The sequence below is a fragment of the Sporomusa sp. genome (assembly GCF_035561155.1).
Lineage (GTDB): Bacteria > Bacillota > Negativicutes > Sporomusales > Sporomusaceae > Sporomusa.
The window spans coordinates 1-17,176 of sequence record NZ_DATMYD010000060.1 but is presented as its reverse complement, the minus strand read 5'-3'; the positions used below and the strand labels follow the sequence as shown (position 1 = coordinate 17,176).

The following is a 17,176-nucleotide window of genomic DNA, read 5'->3' as shown; positions in this document are numbered from 1 at the left end:
GTAAAAACTAGTTTGTACATGATCCCAGCGGAACATCACTCAACCCTCTTTCTACCTGTCTTTACTAGTAGTATTCGACGGCTAAGACCTTTTTTCTTTCAAAATCGGTGAAAAACAAGAGGGTTTTTAAGCAGACTCCCTGTTAGAAAGTATAACTTTCCGCCTGGATAAGGGCAACATCGGCTTCCGCTTTCGCCAAGGCTCGGCGCAAGCCGTGTTTTCTTTATCTTTTGGAATCTTGTACCAGAAACCGCTGTGTGGTAAAATATTTACAACTTGCACGGGTATAATATAGCAATGAACTAAAAGGTGGTGGCGGCGTGCTTGACCAGACGAAAGTACCCTTGCTGGCAGCCATGAATGCTTATGTACATGATAAAGTAATTCCTTTTCATACACCTGGGCACAAAATGGGTAAAGGCATGCATCGGGTGTTAGCTGATTTGGTACCGCAAAAGACGCTGGCGCTCGATTTGGCGCTAATGGAGGAACTTGACGATTTGCACGAGCCGCACGGGCCGGTAAAAGCGGCTCAGGACCTGGCTGCCGACCTGTATGGGGCTGACCACAGCTATTTTGTGGTTAACGGTACAACCGGCGGAATTTATGCGATGATTCTTACCATTGCCGGGCCTGGCGACAAGATTATTGTGCCACGCAATGCCCACCGGTCCATTATCGGGGGCATTATTTTGAGTGGCGCAATCCCTGTATTTATGCAGCCTGAGGTCGATAATGAGCTGGGACTCGCCATGGGGGTTACGCCTGCGACTGTTGCCCGGACCTTGGAGCAGCATCCTGATGCCAAAGGCGTACTGGTAATTAATCCAACCTATTACGGTGTAGCTACCGATTTGAAACAGATTGTTGATATTGTCCATAGTTATAACATCCCGGTTGTTGTCGATGAGGCGCACGGTCCGCACCTTAAATTCTCGGACCGGCTGCCCGTACAGGCGCTTGACGCTGGCGCGGATATTGTTGCTCAAAGCACCCACAAAATTATCGGGGCTATGACCCAGTGTTCCCTGGTGCATTGCCGGGAAGGGCGGATCCGGGTACCTCGCTTGAAAGCCATGCTGCAATTGGTGCAATCCACCAGTCCTAACTATATCCTCCTGGCCTCGCTGGATGTGGCGAGAATGCAGATGGCGACAGAGGGGCATGTCCTGATTGACCGAGCGGTTGATCTGGCTAACCGGGCAAGACAGGAGATAAATAAAATTCCTGGTCTTTACTGCTTTGGCGATGAAAAGCTGGGTAATCCCGGCGTTCACAGTATTGATCCGACCAAGGTGACAGTGACTGTTAAAGGTCTAGGAATAAAGGGCGCTGAAGCTGAGCGCATCCTGCGTAACAAATATAAAATTCAGGTAGAACTGTCTGATGTGTATAATATTCTATTCCTCATCACATTAGGAGATACTGAACGGGAAGTAGCGGCGCTTGTAGCGGCATTAAAAGATATGGCGGCTACTCACCATGGTACGCGTGATTTTTCCGATATTCACGAGATCTATCTGGCAGGCAAGTATCCGCAGCCGCCGGAGCAGGTTATTTCGCCACGGGACGCATTGTTTGGCAATACCTGCATGGTGCCGTTCAAAGATGCGGCTGGCATGATTTGCGCTGAAATTGTTACTTTTTACCCACCGGGCATTCCTATGCTTTGTCCAGGGGAGCGGATTACGCAAGAAATTATTGACTACTGCCATGTTTTGCAGAACGCCGGCCTGCACATCTCCGGGCCGGAAGATTATTTGCTTAAAACGATCAAGGTAGTTGACTGACGGAGGCAGCATGCGAGGCAAGTTAATTGTTATTGAAGGTACTGATGGTAGTGGTAAGGCAACCCAGGCGGGGCAGTTAGTAGACCGGCTTAGGTCCGAAGGCGTTGCTGTGCGCAAAGTCGATTATCCTAACTACCAGAGTCAATCGTCGGCTTTAGTTAAGATGTATTTAAACGGTGAATTCGGTAATCGTCCTGAAGATCTCAACGCCTATGCCGCTTCGGCGTTTTATGCGGTTGACCGTATCGCTTCTTATAAAAAGGAGTGGGAGGAGTTCTATCTAAGCGGGGGAGTTGTTATTGCTGACCGCTATACCACCTCTAATATGATTCATCAGGCTGTTAAAATCACCGACGAAACTGAAAAAAAATGCTACCTTGACTGGCTATGGGATTTTGAGTTTACCAAATGCGGTCTGCCTGTTCCGGATACAGTTGTTTTCCTGGCTATGCCGCCGGACGTGAGTGAGCAGCTTATGCGCGGACGGGAAAACAAGGCAGGCGGCAATAAGGATATTCACGAACAGAACAGTGAGTATTTGTCCCATTGTTATAAAAACGCCTGTGATATTGCCGTACAGTTTGGCTGGCACAAGATAGACTGCGCCCAGGACGGCAGGCTTAAATCAATTGAACAAATTCATAATGAAATATACCAGCAGGTTGGCACACTTATTGGCAGGGCGTAAATATCAGCCCTGCCTCTTTAATTACCGTTTATCTGGCAAATATTTGATTATTTTACTAAAACCATTTATAATTTAAGGGATAAGAAGAATGTTATCTGCCCTGTATTTTCTAGCAGGAGGACTATAGCTGCATGAGTATGAAAATAAATAAATTCGGCATGGGCAACCAGCCGGTGGTTGCTGAACGCGAGCAGACCGGAAAAGCCGAAAAGGTGGGCGACTACTTTGCGTCCGACCTGTTAAAAACACAGGAAAAGCAGTCATCTGAACGGCTGCAGGCACTGCTGGTTGAGATTGACGAAAGCGGCCGCCGCTTGTCAAATATGCCGACATACGGTGAGCTTAAATCGTACAGGGAGCTTGTTCGCAAGTTTATCGGTGAGGCCGTGTCCCGCATGTATACGCTGGAATCACGTGCTGGCTGGGACCGTCATGGCCGGCAGAAAATGTTTACAACTATTCGACAAGTCGATGAAAAGCTAAGCGAGATGGCCGAAGATGTGCGCGGCGGTCAGGAGCGCCAATTGTCAATCATGTCGAAACATGACGCGGTGCGCGGCATGTTAGTTGACTTATACACATAAATGATGATAAATTGGGACGAAATAATTGGCCATAAGGATGCTGTAAGAATACTCAGGACTATGCTCTTTGCTGATAAAATGACGCATGCATTATTATTTGCCGGGCCGGCGGGAATCGGTAAAAGTTTGGCTGGCAAGCTCTTAGCAGCCGGAATCTTATGCAGTGGCAGCAGTACCAAGCCCTGTGGACATTGTCAGGCGTGCATAATGTATAGCCGTGCTGCACACCCTGACTTTACGTTGGTGCGGCCTGACGGCAGAGCAATTAAGATTGATCAAATTCGCGCTTTGCAGCACTTTGCTGCCTTAGCGCCGGCTGCGGGTTTGCGGCGGGTGTGCCTGATTGAGGATGCAGAGCTGATGACGGTTCAGGCAGCTAATAGTTTGCTTAAACTATTAGAAGAGCCACCGCCCGGCTTTGTTTTTATCCTGGTGGCAGGAACGGCGCAGCCGCTCCTTCCAACAATTTTGTCGCGCTGTCGAAAAATTCAATTTCAGCCGCTGGCTGCAGGCACTCTTGCCCAAGCGCTTGTGGTCAAAGGATATGCACCCGAGGCAGCCAATGTGGCTGCGCGTTTAAGTGGAGGCCGTATGGGGGCTGCGCTGGGATTATTGGCTCCTGAGGGTCTGGCAGCCAGGAATACGGCGGCAGAGCTGCTGGATAGTCTTCAAGATAACGGTATGGAGGCTGTTTGGGACAAGGCGCTCAAACTTGACAGTCTTGAACCCAAAGAAGTAGTAGTAATATTGGAATTTTTGATATATTTACTTCGTGATGTTGTACTCATTGCCGGCAGGCATAGTGAGCATCTGTTATACAATATTGACTATGTCCCCAAACTTAACAGCTGGGCGGACAATTGGTCTGAAGGGCAAAGTATTTCGGCCATCAGTGCTGTAAAGAATACAATACGAGCTATTAGCGGTAACGCCAATACCCGGTTAGCAGTTGAGGCGTTACTCATAAATTTAAAGGATTTGGCGGAAAAAGGAGATTAAGTATGTTGACAGTAGTGGGTATCCGCTTTAAGAAAGCGGGTAAAATATATTATTTTGATCCAGGCGGTATGGAAATAAACGCCGGAGAGCATGTCATTGTTGAAACAGCGAGAGGACTGGAGTTTGGCGATGTTGTTGTTGGACCGCGTCAAGTAGAAGATAGTCAGATTGTAGCTCCGTTAAAGCCGGTTTTGCGTAAAGCGACTCCTGAAGACGAGGAAAAAGTCAAGGACAACCGCAAAAAAGAAAAAGAGGCCTTTAAAATTTGTGAGCAAAAAATCCAGGTGCATGCCTTGCCTATGAACCTGGTTGATGTTGAGTATACCTTTGATGTAAATAAGATAATTTTTTACTTTACTGCTGAAGGACGCATTGATTTCCGTGAGTTGGTAAAAGATTTGGCCAGTGTATTTCGGACTCGGATTGAACTCAGACAGATTGGTGTACGGGATGAGGCCAAACTGATGAACGGCATTGGCTGCTGCGGACGATCGCTGTGTTGCGCCACTTTTCTGGGAGACTTTGAACCAGTGTCTATCCGTATGGCCAAAGACCAGCATTTGTCACTTAATCCGACTAAAATTTCCGGTATTTGCGGGCGGCTGATGTGCTGCCTGAAATACGAAAACGATTGCTATGGCGGCTGCTGTGCTAAAAAAGTTGTGCCGCCGACAGTCGGTAAAGAGGTAGTCACTATCGATGGCGAAGGCCGGGTATTAACAATCAACCAACAGAAGCGGACAGCGACAATTGCGCTGCCTGAAGGCAAAACTTTAGTCATCCCGTGGGACGAAGTAGTGGAAAAAGAATAATGACATCAACCGAGGTTAGGTTAAAACCTGGTGAACGGGTGGATGACCTTGTTATTAATAATATGAAACTAATTCAGCATCCTGACGAGTTTTGCTTCTCGCTGGATGCTGTGCTGTTGGCCCATTTTGCCAGTCTGCGACTAGGCGGGGCGGCAATAGATCTCGGTGCCGGCACAGGGGTTATCGGACTGTTGCTGCTGGCGAGGGGTGCCGCGGCTGTTACCGGTGTTGAGATCAATCCGGATATGGTAGATATGGCTTGCCGTTCGGCCGAGTGTAACGGTCTTACAAACAGGCTCAGCATTATTAATGGTGACTTGCGGCGGATTAAAGAGTTTTTACCAGGCGGGGGTTTTGAACTGGTTGTTTCCAATCCGCCGTACCGCCCTGTAGGGGGCGGTTACATAAGTCCTAATGACCGGGTAGCTATGGCACGGCATGAACTAACAGCAAGCCTTGCCGATGTTGTTGCCGCCGCCAAATATCTTGTGAAGTACCGCGGGCGGTTTGCAATGGTACACCTGCCTGAACGGCTGGCAGAGATTACGCTGGCCATGTGCGAGGCTGGGATTGAGCCGAAGCGGCTGCAGCTTGTGTATCCGTCCGTAGGAAAAAAGCCCAATATGCTCCTAATTGAGGGTGTGCGGGGTGCCAGACCTGGAATTGATGTATTGCCGCCCTTAATTGTATATACTAGTGATGGGAGCTATAGTGAAGATATTATGAAGCTCTATAGGCAGGACAGGTGACTTCTGTGACTAAGACAGGTACGCTCTATCTATGTCCTACACCACTCGGCAATCTGGAAGATATGACTTTTCGGGCTGTCCGGGTGTTAAAGGAGGCGGCAGTTATTGCTGCCGAGGATACCAGGCATACACTTAAACTATTAAACCACTTTGATATCCATGTGCCGCTTATTAGCTATCACGAGCATAATAAGGATGAACGCGGGCCGGAGATTATCCAGCGTCTTTTAAACGGTGAAACGATTGCTTTGGTTAGTGACGCCGGGATGCCTGGCATATCTGACCCAGGTGTCGACCTGGTGCGTCTGGCCGTAATGGACGGTGTGCCGGTAGTGCCACTGCCGGGGGCTAATGCGGCGCTGACTGCACTGATTGCCTCAGGGCTTGATACGAATACATTTACCTTTGTTGGCTTTTTACCTAAGACCAATAAACACCGGCGGGAAATGCTGTCCAAATTGTCTAACCATCCGTATACCCTGGTATTTTACGAAGCGCCGCACCGGGTGCGGGCAACATTGCACGAAATTAAGGCTGCTTTTGGTGACCGGCAAGCGACTATCGCCCGGGAACTGACTAAGAAGTTTGAGGAGTTTATCCGTGGCGACTTGGACAGCATCGAACGGCATTTTGTCGAACATCAGCCCCGGGGTGAATTCACTCTCCTGGTGGCTGGCCGTCCGGAAGGCGAAAAACTGGCAGAAGAGCCGGACGCTCTAGCAGGTCTTGATGTGATACAAGCTGTTGCTGAGCTTATGAACCAGGGCATAAATAAAAAAGACGCCATCCGTGAGGTGGCGTCTCAAAAAGGTCTACCCAAAAGGCAGGTTTACCAAGCTGTTCTTGATAGCGATTTAGTTTAATGTAAGGCTTATACAGCCTTTTGGCCCATGGAATCGAGGCATTCTTTGCAGACATTCTTATTTTTGAAATTGGTAACATCGGCCGCATTGCCGCAGAAAACGCAAGCTGGCTCATATTTCCGCAGGATTATGCGGTCGCTGTCTACATAAATTTCAAGTGCATCTTTTTCTTCGATATCCAGAGTACGACGTAATTCGATAGGAATTACCACCCTACCTAGTTCGTCCACTTTACGTACTATACCAGTTGATTTCATTTTTCCTTACTCCCTTCACACTCTACTATAATTTTTTAATAACATTCAATCAACAAGATTCGACAAAACCCGCTCAACTAAATAATACCAAATATTACAATGCTTGTCAACCTAGAAATTTCCAAATGGCAAATTATTTTTGAATTGCAGAGTATATCGTGTATAAAAACACCGTACAATGTCATATAATACTACTTTATGTCGAAAAAGACAACTATTGACAATTAAGATATGAATGTCTATAATTGGTAAAATATACGAAACGCGCGTCATGCTGAAGGAGGATCTTATGTCGAAAAAACCCTTTTATATTACTACACCGATTTACTATCCGAGTGACCGGCTCCATATTGGGCATGCATATTGCACTACAGTTGCCGATACCATCGCCCGCTATAAACGGCTGGCTGGGTTTGACGTGTTTTTCCTGACCGGCTCGGACGAACACGGCCAAAAAATCCAGCGTAAGGCTGAAGAAAATAATACTACGCCGCAGGCTTATGTTGATAAGATTGTGGCGTCTTTTAAACATTTATGGGAAAAGCTCAACATATCCAATGACGACTTTATCCGTACTACAGAACGCCGTCACCATGAGCTGGTGCAGGCGGTATTTCAAAAAATTTATGATCAGGGCGATATTTACAAAGCTGAGTACGAAGGCTGGTACTGTACGCCGTGTGAGACCTTTTGGATGGAGCGTCAGCTCAGTGACGGCAAATGTCCTGACTGTGGCCGCCCTGTTGAGATAGTTAAAGAGGAAAGCTATTTCTTCCGTATGTCAAAATATCAGGAACGGCTGCTTAGTTATATTGAAGAAAACCCTGAATTTATTCAGCCGACATCCCGCCGCAATGAGATGATTAACTTTATTAAAGGTGGCTTGGAAGACCTATGTGTATCGCGGACCACGTTTGACTGGGGTATTCCGGTACCGTTTGATACCAAACACGTGGTGTATGTATGGTTTGACGCGCTGACTAACTATATAACGGCTGCCGGTTATTTACATGACCGTGAAAAATTCTCTAAATATTGGCCGGCTGACATTCATCTGGTCGGTAAGGAAATTGTCCGGTTCCATAGCATCATCTGGCCTGTTATTTTGATGGCGCTTGGTGTGGATCTCCCTAAGATGGTGTACGGACACGGGTGGCTGGTAGTTGAAGGCGATAAAATGTCAAAGTCTAAAGGTAATGTGATTGATCCGCTAGCTCTGATCGACGAGTTTGGCCCTGATGCTATTCGTTATTTTCTGCTGCGGGAGATTACCCTGGGGCTTGACGGCAACTTCTCGCGCGACGCGCTTATTAACCGGATTAATGCTGACTTGGCCAATGATCTGGGCAATTTGCTGCATCGTAGTCTGAGCATGATTGGTCGGTTCAATGCCGGTGTGATCGAAGCAGCCGGTGAACCTGAAGCCATTGACCAGGAGCTCATCGAGTTGGCCCGCATCACTGCTGCTCAGTATGAAAAACACATGGAGTACCAGGATATTAACGCCGCGCTGAAAGATGTCTGGGCGCTTATCGGGCGTACTAATAAATATATTGATGAGACCGGCCCGTGGGCGCTGGCTAAAGACCCTGCTAAAAAAAGCCGGCTTAATACTGTACTATATAATCTGGTCGAAGTGCTTAGAATTGTCGCTATCCTCATTTCACCGTTTACACCTGTTACGGCTCCTAAGATTTGGCGTCAGCTTGGTCTTACTACCGATTTTGCCAGTGTAACGCTGGGTGAGGCGCAAGCTTGGGGGCGTATGCCGGCAGGTACTGTGGTTGCCAAACCTGAGCCTATCTTCCCGCGGATTGAGGAGAAGCAAGAGGAGCAGGCTGAAGCTAAGCCGGTGGAAGCGGCAACTGCCGTGGTTGCTACTGCTGAGACACAGGCGCAAGAGCCAGGCGTTCCCGAGATCACGATTGATGAATTTGCCAAAGTTGACCTTAGAGTAGCTAAAGTGCTGGCTGCCGAAAAGGTGAAGAAAGCCGATAAACTGCTGCTATTAACGGTTGATCTGGGTACCGAGCAGCGTACCATTATCTCAGGCATTGCTAAGCATTATGAGCCTGAGCAGCTTGTTGGCCAGAATGTTGTCATGGTGGTTAATCTAAAACCTGCTAAAATCCGGGGTATTGAGTCCCGTGGTATGGTTTTGGCTGCATCGTGCGATGACAAGCTCCAGCTTGTCACTGCGGACATGCCGCCAGGCAGCAAGGTGAAGTAAGATGCTCTTTGATTCACATGCCCACATTGACGACAAAAGGTTTGACGAAGATCGCAGTGAGGTAATTACCCGGGCCGCAGAAGCCGGACTTGTGGGAATAATAAATGCCGGGGCTTGCATGGAATCGTCGGCCCGCTCAGTCGCGCTTGCCGACAATCATGACATAATTTATGCTGCTGTCGGTATTCATCCGCATGATGCCAAGGAAGCTAAAGACGGCGATTATGAACAGTTGGCTGCCTGGCACTCCTTACCGAAAGTTGTTGCTATTGGCGAGATCGGGCTTGATTATTACTATGACCTGTCACCGCGCGAGGTGCAGCAGCAGGTATTTATCCGTCAAATTGACGTGGCTCGTCAGCTTAAGAAGCCTATTATTATTCATGACCGGGATGCGCATGGCGATGTAATGGCTATAGTGAAAAAAGAAGCTAAGGGATTAACCGGCGTTTTCCATTGTTTTTCCGGTAGCCTTGAGATGGCCAAAGAGGTCATCAAGCTTGGCTTCTATGTATCTTTTGCCGGTCCGGTAACGTACGCTAAGGACGGCAAGCTCAAAGAGGTGGCGGCCAACATACCGCTAGAACGCCTTCTTGTTGAAACTGACTGTCCGTATTTGACTCCGCAGCCGTTCCGGGGGCGCCGCAATGAACCTGCACATGTTAAGTTTACTGCTGAAGAGGTGGCGCGGGTTCGGGGCATAGAGTTTGCTGCCCTGGCTGAAGCGGCGACAGCCAATACTAAACAGCTGTTTGGAATTGTCCGATAGCCTTGCCGTGTCGAAAGTATAATAAAATGTTATATTGACAGGAATAAAATGGAAACTCGGCGAATATGTTAAAGTAATACAACATATTTGCCGAGTTTTATATATGTATAATTTCACCAGACATTGGTAATACTCCCAATAGAGATTGGATAATTATGGTTATAAATTAGTCAAAACCTTGACTAATTAACCATGTTATGATACAATTGTTAGGCTCGCAGAAAGGGGGGTATTCATGAGTGATGAAATGTCTGTACTGACAAAGTACAGGAAGAGTAAAGCGGTGTTTATTGTCGCACTGCTCCTTGCGTCACTGGTGGCAACCGGATTTGTTTGGGCGTATAAAAAAGTACATATTGTAGCTGATGATCAAATGTATAGCGTAAGTACACTATACAAGAATCCGCACAAAATATTAAAGCAAGCCGGAATCACGCTTAGCCCTGAAGATGAAATCAGGTTGTCGACAGTCAGTGTAAATACCGGAACAGTCATTGAGGTATTCCGGGCAATACCGGTAACAGTAACGTATCAGGGAAAAACAACCAGTTTAATTACCGGTAAGCCTACAGTTCGTGACGTTGCCGGTCAAATGGGAATTCCCCAGGACAAAATAAAATTAATACCTGAGGAGAATACCAGGCCTGTTGCCGGAATGAACATCCGGGCCGTTACTTTAAGTGAAAAAATCGAAGAACAGGAAACTCCTGATTTGTATCAAATTGTCCGTCAGCCTGACGCCACGTTAGAGAAGGGCGTAGAAGAGACTATCCAGGCTGGTGAGAACGGACTAAAGAAGGCCACTGTTCGCGTTCGCTTTGAAGACGGTGTTAAGGTCTCAGCCGATGTGCTCTCGGAAAATGTGGCAATTAGCTCCAAGCCGCAGATTATCCGGGTAGGTACCCGGGATATTGTAGATACGTCACGGGGTGCTATGCGCTTTAGGGACGTCCGCTACATGGAGGCCAGCGCCTATTTGCCGACAGATGGTTCGGCTCTTGGCTTGACAGCTACCGGCGTTTCCGCCCGACGGGGTATTGTTGCAGTTGATCCGGATGTTATTCCTCTTGGCACACGTGTATATGTGCCTGGCTATGGAATGGGGCTGGCTGCAGATACTGGTGGTGCCATTGTGGGTGACAAGATTGACCTATGTATGGAAGATGCCAGTGAAGCCTGGCGGTTTGGCCGCCGGACAGTAAAGGTATATGTTTTAACTGATTAAATAGCAGGGCCTTGAGCCCTGTTATTTTTTTGCCCTATAAGAAAGTATATGATTCTAAGCCTAATTTAAGGATATGAAAATCTAAGGCTTTTACCTTCGGCCTAAAGGACTTGGCAAAAGCCAAGTTTTTTTTTATAGGCTAACGCTGATTCCCTTAGCACTTTTAACGGATTCGGTTGTAACTATTTACTGGATTTTGGGGGCATCGCTTGTTATTCAGGCTTCTTTTCCGTAATTGGTTATCCGATGACCAAGCCGCTCTAAGACTCCCATCCTGTATAGGTGGGAGTTATACCCAAAGGGCACAGGCGAGCGGCTAAGTCCCTGGAAGTTGGTCGACTAAACTTCAGATGGGGTAAAAACCCCACCTGAAGCTAAGTCTATCTTTATCTCTGTCCAATCGAACAGGTAAAACTGTTTATGGTGAGAGAATAAAGAAGCCGATAGCAAATAGCGGGCAGGAGTAGGGGCATAGTGCAGCGAATTCTTAGAGGATCAAAATCCAATGGCCGAAGGGAATGATGTATTTGCCTGGCTTAAACCATAAATTTTTACGAGATACCTGGAATTTGACCCGTGAGTACTGGCGTTCGGAGGAAAAATGGCGGGCAGGAGGCTTGCTTGCCGTAATTATAACCCTTAATCTGACCTATGTTTATATTTTGGTGCTGATTAATACCTGGTTCAACCGGTTTTATAACGCACTTCAGAATTTTGATAAAGAGGAAGTTTTTAGTGCGCTGGGTGAATTCAGCATGCTGGCTGCTTTTTACATCATTGTAGCCGTCTATCAGCTTTACCTCCGGCAGATGCTTGAGATCAAATGGCGGCGCTGGATGACGCACAAATACCTTAATACGTGGCTCAAAAATCAGATGTATTACCGGTTGCAACTGACTGGCAATTACACAGATAACCCTGACCAGCGTATTAGCGAAGATTTAAGGCTATTTACTAGTTATACCCTGCAATTATCGTTAGGTCTGCTCAAAGCGGTTGTCACCCTGGTGTCATTTATTGCTATCTTATGGCAGTTGTCCGGCACGTTGGCCATTCCTCTCGGCAATCAACAGCTGACTGTCTCCGGCTATATGGTGTGGGTGGCCATTATATATGCGGTAATAGGTACCTGGCTGACCCATAAAATCGGCAAGCCGCTAGTCCGGCTTAATTTTGATCAACAGCGCTATGAGGCCGACTTCCGGTTTAGTCTGGTACGGCTGCGTGAAAATAGCGAAAGTATTGCCTTCTATGGGGGTGAGGTCCGTGAGGAACGAACCTTTATTTCACGATTTGGCAAGGTGTTTGATAATTACTGGCAGATTATGCAGCGGCAGAAGCACCTGACCGGGTTTGCTTCCGGCTATGGACAGATTGCGATTATCTTTCCTTTGGTGGTGGCCATGCCGCGCTACTTTGCCAAAGAAATTCAGATTGGCGGCTTACTGCAGACGTCCCAGGCTTTTGGCAAAGTGCAAGATTCCTTGTCCTTCTTTGTCGAGAGTTACGCCACGATGGCAGAATGGAAGGCAGTGGTTGACCGACTTACCGGTTTTATTGGCAATATGCAGCAAGTGAGCGGGTTGCCTCAGAGCAGCTCTATTATCCGGATGGGGTCTGCACAGGCACTGACTGTGAGCGAATTGAACATTGACCTGCCTGATGGCCGGCGAATCCTTTCCGGACTCAACTTGTCGATACAGGCGGGCGAGGCGCTGCTGGTGGCAGGGCCGTCAGGCAGCGGTAAAAGCACACTGCTAAGAACCTTATCCGGGCTGTGGCCTTACGCCCAAGGCAGTATTGCCCTTCCTGAGGTCGAAAGTATGTTATTTTTACCGCAAAAATCTTATCTCCCGTTAGGCACTCTGCGTGATACTTTGCTTTATCCCGGTCTCGGACAACACGTTTCGGATCAGGATATAGCCAACGCTATGTCTCTGTGTAAGCTTGACTGGCTGAAAAACCAACTGGATCAGGTTGAAGACTGGTCACGGGTGCTGTCACTGGGCGAGCAGCAGCGAATCGCCTTTGTAAGGGCACTGCTACACAAACCTGGCTGGTTGTTTATGGATGAAGCCACATCGGCGCTGGACGAACCTACTGAGCGGGTGTTGTATACCCTGCTGCGGGAACGTCTGGCTAATACTGCTCTGGTGAGTATTGGGCATCGCAATACACTCAACATGTACCATAAAAAGAAATTAACTTTAGATGGTGCCGGTAGCTGGAGCTTGCTTAATTTATAGTTGAATTTATATATGAAATCCAATAAAGGTTTTCTTTCGGCATGATGTTAGTAACGCTCCGCCATTGGTGCTTGTATACTAACGTCATGCCTGTAAATCTTTATTGGAAACAATATAGATAAAAAGTCGGAAGATGTGGTAAGATATTCATATTGTGTAGGTAATGGAGTAGATAAATGATTAAAGAAGTTATTGTGGTTGAAGGAAAACAGGATATTGCCGCTGTCAGGCGGGCCGTCGAGGCAGAATGTATTGCTACCGAGGGCTTTAACTTATTGCCGCGCTGCTTAAGCCGGATTGAACAAGCGTATAAAAAACGGGGTATTATCATCCTGACCGACCCGGACAGTGCCGGTGAACGCATCCGGAAATTCCTGGCTGAGCGATTTCCCGAGGCTAAGCACGCTTTTGTACCGCGAGAACAAGCAGCGGCTAATGATGATATTGGCATTGAACAAGCCAAGCCTGCCGCTATTAGAGCTGCACTCAGTAAAGTGCGACTACACGAGTGGGAGCCTACTGGTGAATTTAATTGGCAGGATATTATGGCTGCCAGATTAAGTGGTGTGCCAGATGCAACTACCCGGCGGGCAACTGTGGGTGAAAGCTTAGGCATAGGTTATGCCAATGCCAAAAGCTTTTTATATAGACTGAATCACTATGGTGTTAGCCGTGCCGAGTTTGTTGCAGCACTAAACAGATTGGAGGCCGCAGCCAGTCAGAGCAGCGGCGTAGAGGAAGGTTAATATGGCTATTAAACCGCGTATTGCGCAAAAAGACGTAACATTACTTATCTTAAAGACCTTTGGTATTCATATGAGCAAGAAGCTAGGCCAGAATTTCCTTATTGATAGCAATGTTGTTGATGGCATAGTAGCAGCTGCAAAAGTAGCTGAGGGTGATGCTGTACTTGAAATCGGACCAGGAATTGGAACATTGACCCAGGGGTTGGCTGAAGCCGGAGCCGCGGTTACGGCTGTAGAACTGGACCGCCGTCTGCTAGATGTACTGTCTAAGACGCTGGATGGTTATAATAATGTCAAAGTAGTGCATGGCGATATCTTGAAAATCGACATTTCCCGGGAAATAAACCAGGAAAAGTACAAGGTTGTCGCTAATCTGCCCTATTATATTACGACACCAATCATCATGAAGTTCTTAGAGGAACGACTGCCGGTAGAAATCTTAGTGACCATGGTACAAAAAGAGGTGGCTGAACGTATGGTCGCCAAGCCGGGGGGTAAAGACTACGGAGCGCTGTCAGTAGCGGTTCAGTATTACACACAGCCTGAAATCATGTTCACAGTGCCGCCCAAAGCATTTATTCCGGCACCTGCTGTAGAATCAGCTGTTATTCGTTGTACTGTGAGACCTGAACCGCCAGTTAAAGTCGATAGTGAAAAGATGTTTTTCCGGGTGGTAAAAGCAGCGTTTGCCCAACGCCGGAAAACCTTGTCCAACGGGTTAAAAGCTGGCGGGCTGGATAAAGAAGCCCTAAATCAGGTGTTAGATCAAGCCGGCATTGACGGCATGCGGCGCGGCGAGCAGTTATCGCTCGCAGAATTTGCAGCTATCGCTAATGCCTGGACAAACCTCAAACAATAATAAAGATAGACTTAGCTTCAGGTGGGGTTTTTTACCCCATCTGAAGTTTAGTCGACCAACTTCCAGGGACTTAGCCGCTCGCCTGTGCCCTTTGGGTATAACTCCCACCTATAGAGGATGGGAGTCTTAGAGCGGCTTGGTCATCGGATACAACTTGAAGCCCTGCTCATTTCGAGCAGGGCTTTTCGCTTAAAAACAGGTCTAACAAGTCAAAACGACGGTCAATATGGTATCCTAAGTAGGTCTTGGTTTGCCATTGGCGGTTGCGATTCTGGTCATGGAAAGCGGCAATGGCTTCAAGGCAGTCACCGACAATGGTGTCAATTATCTTGTTGGTATGAATTTGATTTTTTACCGATGAACCCAGACGGTAGTGGGGGATGGTTGTAGCTACGTCAATTTTTAGTTTATTTTTGCGCGCGAGTGCCATAGTGACCGGGGGGACAGCCAACTCGCGCAAAGGGATTGTTTCCAGAAGACGGCGGGATACTGCGTGCGGCCCGTGGGCTGGACTGGCTAAATTAATCTTTTTATCTAGTCCCAGCTCTTTATTGAGGTTAAGTCGCCACTGGAAAGTTGGGTTATACCGTTCAATATGGCGCGGCGGAGAAGGGTAACAATTCGTTAGCGCCATGTCCATATGTTTCAATAATACACCGTCAACCAGTTCCATCAAGTTTTCATTAAAGGTGCCTACCATGTCGCCGTCAACAAAGACGACAACGTCGCTACCCAGAGCCAAAGCCGCTTTAGCACCTACGGCGCGGGGAGTGTCAATTCCTAAACATTCGTGGAAGTAAATAATCTGTAGCTTTGGGAGACGCATTGCTAAGGCTTCATGCATTGTGCTGTCTTTTGAACCGTTCGCCACCAGGATGATGTGATCAATCGGTAAAGTTCCTAAATTTTGCAATACAGTAGTAATGCGGCCTCCCTCATTTTTGGCCGGTACGACCACGCAAATCACGTCCATCACCTCGGAGTAAGCATGCGTGTGCTGTGCTATCAGATAAAGCGGTCTCATGGGGCTCACTATAGTATATAGTGGGGATACGGCGTTTGCTACTGCCCTTGAGGGGATAATTTTGTGGCACTTCAGCTAGACGATACATAGTATGTAATAGTCACAGCGCTAGCTAAGGGGGGAATTACGGTGGACATTCAAGTCGGCGATCTGGTCATCAGAAAGTCTCATGGCGGCGATATTGTTTTCAAAGTAACTGATGTGTTCGAGGATGATGCCCAGCAAACTCATTGTGTTCTAAAAGGGTTGCACCTTCGGTTAATTGCCGATTCGCCCATAGATGATTTACTACCGATTGAAGCCGAACATCTACGTAATGAAATTGTGCGCATGGAAGGCATGCACAATGATACGCTAAGACGGGTCTTGGTGCGCCGCAGTCGTGAGCGCGAACAAGTCGAGCTAAGACAATCTGAAGCAACCAAGAAGTTTACTTTTTTTGATTTGCCAGGGCGGGTACTGCACCTGGACGGTGACGAAGAATATCTTAAAATGTGTTTGAAAACGTATAGCCAGCTCAATATTCAGGCAGAAGGGCGCTGGGTAGAGGAAGCCAAACAGTCAGAAGTTATCGCTGACTTATTAACAGAAGTCAGGCCCGATATTCTTGTACTTACCGGTCATGACGCATTGGTCGGAAATACCAAAAAGGATTTGAGCGATATTAATAACTACCGTAACTCCAAATATTTTGTGGCAGCAGTAAAAAAAGCCAGGATATTTGAACCCTCACGCGATGATTTAGTCATATTTGCCGGAGCCTGCCAATCCCACTTCGAAGCCATATTATCATCAGGCGCCAACTTTGCCAGTTCGCCTAACCGCATTTTTATTCATGCCTATGATCCGGTTTTTATTGCTGAGAAAGTTGCGTTTACTCCTATCAACAAGACTGTCGATGTGAGTGATGCTATTACCGCTTCTGTAACTGGTGTTGACGGTGTAGGCGGCCTTGAAACAAGAGGAAAGTTTAGGCTGGGGATGCCCAAAACGCCTATCAAGTGATTGCAAAAAATACACCTTATAAGGCAACTGTTCGATTTAGAAAGAAACATAAAACGAGCGCCACATTTTTGGTGCTCGTTTTTATTGAAATCACCATGCGCGAATTAATCACGCATGACAAGGTTGTACGGTGTTAAAGCTAATAGCGTTTTGCCCAAGCCATTGTGAAAGTGCATTTTTTTTTTTGCCCAATTGGCTGCTGATAAAAGGGAAGATTTGAGGTTTCAGCGAAATATATTGACATAAGTTGGCCATGGAGGCGCTGAGGTGTTAAAAACTAAGGAACGTCAAACCAGTCGGGCTGCCTGTAAGGCTGCCGGGATTTTTTAT

At 47.3% G+C, this 17,176-nt stretch carries 16 protein-coding genes; 14 read left to right on the top strand and 2 right to left on the bottom strand.

Going from position 1 to position 17,176, the window contains the following annotated elements; translation table 11 throughout:
• Window positions 1–356: 356 nt before the first annotated feature.
• From VN447_RS07085 to rsmI, 7 genes are all read left to right on the top strand, one after another.
• Window positions 357–1,790 carry an aminotransferase class I/II-fold pyridoxal phosphate-dependent enzyme gene (locus VN447_RS07085; RefSeq protein WP_414714893.1) on the top strand — a complete coding sequence of 478 codons (1,434 nt, stop codon included), beginning with the start codon at window positions 357–359 and terminating at the stop codon, window positions 1,788–1,790.
• Window positions 1,791–1,800: 10 nt separating this feature from the next.
• Window positions 1,801–2,478, top strand: coding sequence for a dTMP kinase (locus VN447_RS07080; protein ID WP_325524241.1), 678 nt, complete (start codon window positions 1,801–1,803; stop codon window positions 2,476–2,478).
• A gap of 131 nt (window positions 2,479–2,609) precedes the next feature.
• Entirely contained in the window at window positions 2,610–3,062 is a 453-nt protein-coding gene (locus VN447_RS07075; RefSeq protein WP_414714890.1) for a YaaR family protein, read from the top strand.
• Window positions 3,063–4,061 carry a DNA polymerase III subunit delta' gene (gene holB / locus VN447_RS07070; RefSeq protein ID WP_325524239.1) on the top strand — a complete coding sequence of 333 codons (999 nt, stop codon included), beginning with the start codon at window positions 3,063–3,065 and terminating at the stop codon, window positions 4,059–4,061.
• 2 nt (window positions 4,062–4,063) lie between these two features.
• Window positions 4,064–4,873, top strand: coding sequence for a stage 0 sporulation family protein (locus VN447_RS07065; RefSeq protein ID WP_325524237.1), 810 nt, complete (start codon window positions 4,064–4,066; stop codon window positions 4,871–4,873).
• Window positions 4,873–5,622 (top strand): tRNA1(Val) (adenine(37)-N6)-methyltransferase, encoded by a 750-nt coding sequence (locus VN447_RS07060; RefSeq protein ID WP_325524235.1) that lies wholly within the window; start codon window positions 4,873–4,875, stop codon window positions 5,620–5,622. The genes VN447_RS07065 and VN447_RS07060 overlap by 1 nt, the downstream gene beginning before the upstream one ends.
• Before the next feature lie 62 nt (window positions 5,623–5,684).
• Window positions 5,685–6,485, top strand: a complete 801-nt coding sequence (gene rsmI, locus VN447_RS07055) for a 16S rRNA (cytidine(1402)-2'-O)-methyltransferase (RefSeq protein ID WP_414714892.1) — start codon at window positions 5,685–5,687, stop codon at window positions 6,483–6,485.
• An 8-nt stretch (window positions 6,486–6,493) separates the two neighbouring features.
• Here the strand turns inward: rsmI and VN447_RS07050 are convergent, their stop codons facing one another.
• Window positions 6,494–6,742, bottom strand: a complete 249-nt coding sequence (locus tag VN447_RS07050) for an AbrB/MazE/SpoVT family DNA-binding domain-containing protein (protein WP_084575672.1) — start codon at window positions 6,740–6,742, stop codon at window positions 6,494–6,496.
• Between the two features lie 289 nt (window positions 6,743–7,031).
• Here VN447_RS07050 and metG point away from each other — a divergent pair, with 289 nt between their 5' ends.
• The 6 genes from metG to rsmA all read left to right on the top strand — a co-directional run bounded on the left by metG (window position 7,032) and on the right by rsmA (window position 14,817).
• On the top strand, window positions 7,032–8,972 hold the full coding sequence (gene metG / locus VN447_RS07045) for a methionine--tRNA ligase (RefSeq protein ID WP_325524229.1): 1,941 nt from the start codon (window positions 7,032–7,034) through the stop codon (window positions 8,970–8,972).
• A 1-nt stretch (window position 8,973) separates the two neighbouring features.
• Window positions 8,974–9,741 (top strand): TatD family hydrolase, encoded by a 768-nt coding sequence (locus VN447_RS07040; protein ID WP_325524227.1) that lies wholly within the window; start codon window positions 8,974–8,976, stop codon window positions 9,739–9,741.
• Window positions 9,742–9,976: 235 nt separating this feature from the next.
• Window positions 9,977–10,966, top strand: a complete 990-nt coding sequence (locus tag VN447_RS07035; RefSeq protein ID WP_325524225.1) for a 3D domain-containing protein — start codon at window positions 9,977–9,979, stop codon at window positions 10,964–10,966.
• A gap of 521 nt (window positions 10,967–11,487) precedes the next feature.
• Window positions 11,488–13,212 (top strand): ABC transporter ATP-binding protein/permease, encoded by a 1,725-nt coding sequence (locus VN447_RS07030; RefSeq protein WP_414714891.1) that lies wholly within the window; start codon window positions 11,488–11,490, stop codon window positions 13,210–13,212.
• 176 nt (window positions 13,213–13,388) lie between these two features.
• Complete coding sequence (gene rnmV / locus VN447_RS07025; protein WP_325524222.1) at window positions 13,389–13,958, top strand: ribonuclease M5; 570 nt, start codon at window positions 13,389–13,391, stop codon at window positions 13,956–13,958.
• Window position 13,959: 1 nt separating this feature from the next.
• The gene (rsmA, locus tag VN447_RS07020) at window positions 13,960–14,817 is read left to right on the top strand and encodes a 16S rRNA (adenine(1518)-N(6)/adenine(1519)-N(6))-dimethyltransferase RsmA (RefSeq protein WP_325524221.1); all 858 of its coding nucleotides are present in this window, start codon (window positions 13,960–13,962) and stop codon (window positions 14,815–14,817) included.
• Window positions 14,818–14,983: 166 nt separating this feature from the next.
• Here the strand turns inward: rsmA and VN447_RS07015 are convergent, their stop codons facing one another.
• On the bottom strand, window positions 14,984–15,784 hold the full coding sequence (locus tag VN447_RS07015; RefSeq protein ID WP_325524219.1) for a glycosyltransferase family 2 protein: 801 nt from the start codon (window positions 15,782–15,784) through the stop codon (window positions 14,984–14,986).
• 186 nt (window positions 15,785–15,970) lie between these two features.
• On the opposite strand from VN447_RS07015, the gene yabG reads away from it, so the two are divergent.
• The gene (gene yabG, locus VN447_RS07010) at window positions 15,971–16,846 is read left to right on the top strand and encodes a sporulation peptidase YabG (protein ID WP_325524218.1); all 876 of its coding nucleotides are present in this window, start codon (window positions 15,971–15,973) and stop codon (window positions 16,844–16,846) included.
• Window positions 16,847–17,176: the final 330 nt, after the last annotated feature.

Bases quoted from the DNA above. Each gene is read 5' to 3' on its own strand.
- VN447_RS07085 (WP_414714893.1), top strand. From the start codon at position 357: ATGAATGCTTATGTACATGATAAAGTAATTCCTTTTCATACACCTGGG.
- VN447_RS07080 (WP_325524241.1), top strand. From the start codon at position 1,801: ATGCGAGGCAAGTTAATTGTTATTGAAGGTACTGATGGTAGTGGTAAG.
- VN447_RS07075 (WP_414714890.1), top strand. From the start codon at position 2,610: ATGAGTATGAAAATAAATAAATTCGGCATGGGCAACCAGCCGGTGGTT.
- holB (WP_325524239.1), top strand. From the start codon at position 3,063: ATGATGATAAATTGGGACGAAATAATTGGCCATAAGGATGCTGTAAGA.
- VN447_RS07065 (WP_325524237.1), top strand. From the start codon at position 4,064: ATGTTGACAGTAGTGGGTATCCGCTTTAAGAAAGCGGGTAAAATATAT.
- VN447_RS07060 (WP_325524235.1), top strand. From the start codon at position 4,873: ATGACATCAACCGAGGTTAGGTTAAAACCTGGTGAACGGGTGGATGAC.
- rsmI (WP_414714892.1), top strand. From the start codon at position 5,685: ATGACTTTTCGGGCTGTCCGGGTGTTAAAGGAGGCGGCAGTTATTGCT.
- VN447_RS07050 (WP_084575672.1), bottom strand. From the start codon at position 6,742: ATGAAATCAACTGGTATAGTACGTAAAGTGGACGAACTAGGTAGGGTG.
- metG (WP_325524229.1), top strand. From the start codon at position 7,032: ATGTCGAAAAAACCCTTTTATATTACTACACCGATTTACTATCCGAGT.
- VN447_RS07040 (WP_325524227.1), top strand. From the start codon at position 8,974: ATGCTCTTTGATTCACATGCCCACATTGACGACAAAAGGTTTGACGAA.
- VN447_RS07035 (WP_325524225.1), top strand. From the start codon at position 9,977: ATGAGTGATGAAATGTCTGTACTGACAAAGTACAGGAAGAGTAAAGCG.
- VN447_RS07030 (WP_414714891.1), top strand. From the start codon at position 11,488: ATGTATTTGCCTGGCTTAAACCATAAATTTTTACGAGATACCTGGAAT.
- rnmV (WP_325524222.1), top strand. From the start codon at position 13,389: ATGATTAAAGAAGTTATTGTGGTTGAAGGAAAACAGGATATTGCCGCT.
- rsmA (WP_325524221.1), top strand. From the start codon at position 13,960: ATGGCTATTAAACCGCGTATTGCGCAAAAAGACGTAACATTACTTATC.